Source organism: Delftia sp. ZNC0008, assembly GCF_000799035.1.
Taxonomy (GTDB): Bacteria; Pseudomonadota; Gammaproteobacteria; order Burkholderiales; family Burkholderiaceae_C; genus Comamonas; species Comamonas tsuruhatensis.
The window spans coordinates 1-2239 of the sequence record NZ_JTKZ01000796.1 but is presented as its reverse complement, the minus strand read 5'-3'; the positions used below and the strand labels follow the sequence as shown (position 1 = coordinate 2239).

General features: G+C 69.0%; 4 protein-coding genes. 3 read left to right on the top strand and 1 reads right to left on the bottom strand.

The annotated features are described in order from the left end of the window. The 3 genes from L995_RS25675 to L995_RS25665 all read left to right on the top strand — a co-directional run. Positions 1-534, top strand: a 534-nt coding sequence (locus L995_RS25675; protein ID WP_047474136.1) for an amino acid ABC transporter permease, incomplete at its 5' end; no start/stop codon positions are given. Next, positions 531-1184, top strand: a complete 654-nt coding sequence (locus L995_RS25670) for an amino acid ABC transporter permease (RefSeq protein WP_016448705.1) — start codon at positions 531-533, stop codon at positions 1182-1184. The genes L995_RS25675 and L995_RS25670, both read left to right, overlap by 4 nt. Then, positions 1171-1917 (top strand): amino acid ABC transporter ATP-binding protein, encoded by a 747-nt coding sequence (locus L995_RS25665; protein ID WP_016448706.1) that lies wholly within the window; start codon positions 1171-1173, stop codon positions 1915-1917. Before L995_RS25670 ends, L995_RS25665 begins: the two co-directional genes overlap by 14 nt. Before the next feature lie 72 nt (positions 1918-1989). Here L995_RS25665 and L995_RS25660 read toward each other — a convergent pair. After that, on the bottom strand, positions 1990-2239 hold a 250-nt coding region (locus tag L995_RS25660; RefSeq protein ID WP_047474135.1), incomplete at its 5' end, for a hypothetical protein.

Genomic DNA, 2239 nt, shown 5'->3' with positions numbered 1-2239 from the left:
CCGCGTCCCTTCCTGGTGCAGCTGATGTTCGTGTTCTTCGGCCTGCCTTCGCTGGGCGTGCAGATCAACGAATGGCAGGCCTGCCTGCTGACCACGGTGATCAACCTGGGCGCCTACATCACCGAGATCGTGCGCGCCGGCATCCAGGAGACGCCGCGCGGCCAGCTGGAAGCCGCTGGCGCGCTGGGCATGGGCCGCTGGGCGGTCTTCCGCCATGTGGTGCTGCGCCCTGCGCTGCAGCGGGTCTGGCCCTCGCTGAGCAGCCAGATCGTGATCGTGATGCTGGGCACCTCGGTGGTCTCGCAGATCGCGGCCCAGGACCTGACGTTTGCGGCCAACTTCATCCAGTCGCGCAACTTCCGCGCGTTCGAGACCTACCTGGTGGTGACGGCGGCGTACTTCGTGCTGGCCCTGGCACTGCGCCAGTTGCTGGCCTGGATAGGCCAGCGCTTCGTGGTGGGCCGCCGCACGCCGCGTGCAGCCAGGCCCGCTGCACCCGCTGCACCTGCAACCACTGCCGGAGACGCCGCATGATTGCCGACATTCCCCTGCTGCCCATCCTGGCCAAGCTGGCCGAGGGCCTGCTGGCCACGCTGGCGCTGTCGCTGCTGGCCTTCGTGCTGGGCGGCGCCACCGGATTGCTGGTGCTGTTCGCCCGCGTGGGCCGCAGCCTGAACCTGCGCCGCCTGGCCAAGGCCTATATCCAGGCCTTCCAGAACACGCCGCTGCTGATGCAGATGTTCATCGTGTTCTTCGGCTCGTCCATGGCCGGCCTGGACATCTCGCCCTGGACGGCGGCCGCCATCGGCCTGACGCTGTACACCAGCGCCTACCTGGCCGAGGTCTGGCGCGGCTGCGTGGAGGCTATCCCCCGCGGCCAGTGGGAAGCCTCGTCCAGCCTGGCCATGGGCTACCTGCAGCAGATGCGCCATGTGGTGCTGCCGCAGGCGCTGCGCCTGTCGATAGCGCCCACGGTCGGCTTCTCGGTGCAGATCATCAAGGGCACGGCCGTGGCCTCGATCATCGGTTTCAGCGAGCTGACCAAGCTCGGCTCCATGCTGGCCAACGCCACCTTCCAGCCCTTCCTCATCTACGGCCTGGTCGCCGCAGGCTACTTCCTGCTGTGCTGGCCCCTGTCCCTCTACGCATCCCATCTGGAGAAGAAACTCTATGCCGCTCGTTGATGTGCGCGCCGTTCACAAGCATTACGGCAACAACCATGTGCTCAAGGGCGTGGACCTGAGCGTGGACAGCGGCCAGGTGGTCGCCATCATCGGCCGCAGCGGCTCGGGCAAGAGCACGCTGCTGCGCTCCATCAACGGGCTGGAGGCCATCCAGTCCGGCCAGATCGTGGTGGACGACGCCGTGCTCAAGGGCTCGGAGGGCAGCGCGCCCTCGCCCGCCCAGCTGCGCGCGCTGCGCCTGAACGTGGGCATGGTCTTCCAGCAGTTCAACCTGTTCCCCCACCTGACGGCGGGCGAGAACGTGGCCCTGTCGCCCACCGTGGTCAAGGGCGTGAAAAAGCCCGAGGCGGCGGCGCTGGCGCGCCAGATGCTGGCCAAGGTCGGCCTGGGCGACAAGTACGACAGCTACCCCGACCAGCTCAGCGGCGGCCAGCAGCAGCGCGTGGCCATTGCGCGCGCGCTGGCCATGCAGCCCAAGGTGCTGCTGTGCGACGAGATCACCTCGGCCCTGGACCCGGAGCTGGTCAACGAGGTGCTGGCCGTGGTCAAGCAGCTCGCCGCCGAGGGCATGACGCTGATCATGGTCACGCACGAGATGCGCTTTGCCCGCGACGTGGGCGACCAGCTGGTGTTCATGCACCAGGGCCTGATCCACGAAAGCGGCCCGGCCAAGCAGCTGTTCGCCAGCCCGCAGACGCCGGAGCTGGCCGGCTTCATCGGCGCCGTGCACTGAGCGGTACGGCCAGGCAGGACAAAGGCCCGCGTCGCGGGCCTTTTTTGCATCGGTGCGGCGCAGGGGCCGCGGTCAGTGGCTGATCATCCAGGGCCGCTTGGTCGGGAAGGTCTTGGCGCCGTTGGGCGCCGTGACCGTGGAGCCGCGCTTGCTGGCGCCGCTGCAGCAGCCGCAGCCCGAGGGGTGGCGCATGCGCGCGTAGCTGCCCTCGGCCACATCGCGTGAGCGCCTGGGCTCGTGCCGGGCTCGCTCGTTGGTGTCGTGGGCGCGGCGCTGCTCGGGGCTGGTGCAGGCCAGGCGCGGCGCGCTGACGAAGACGCGG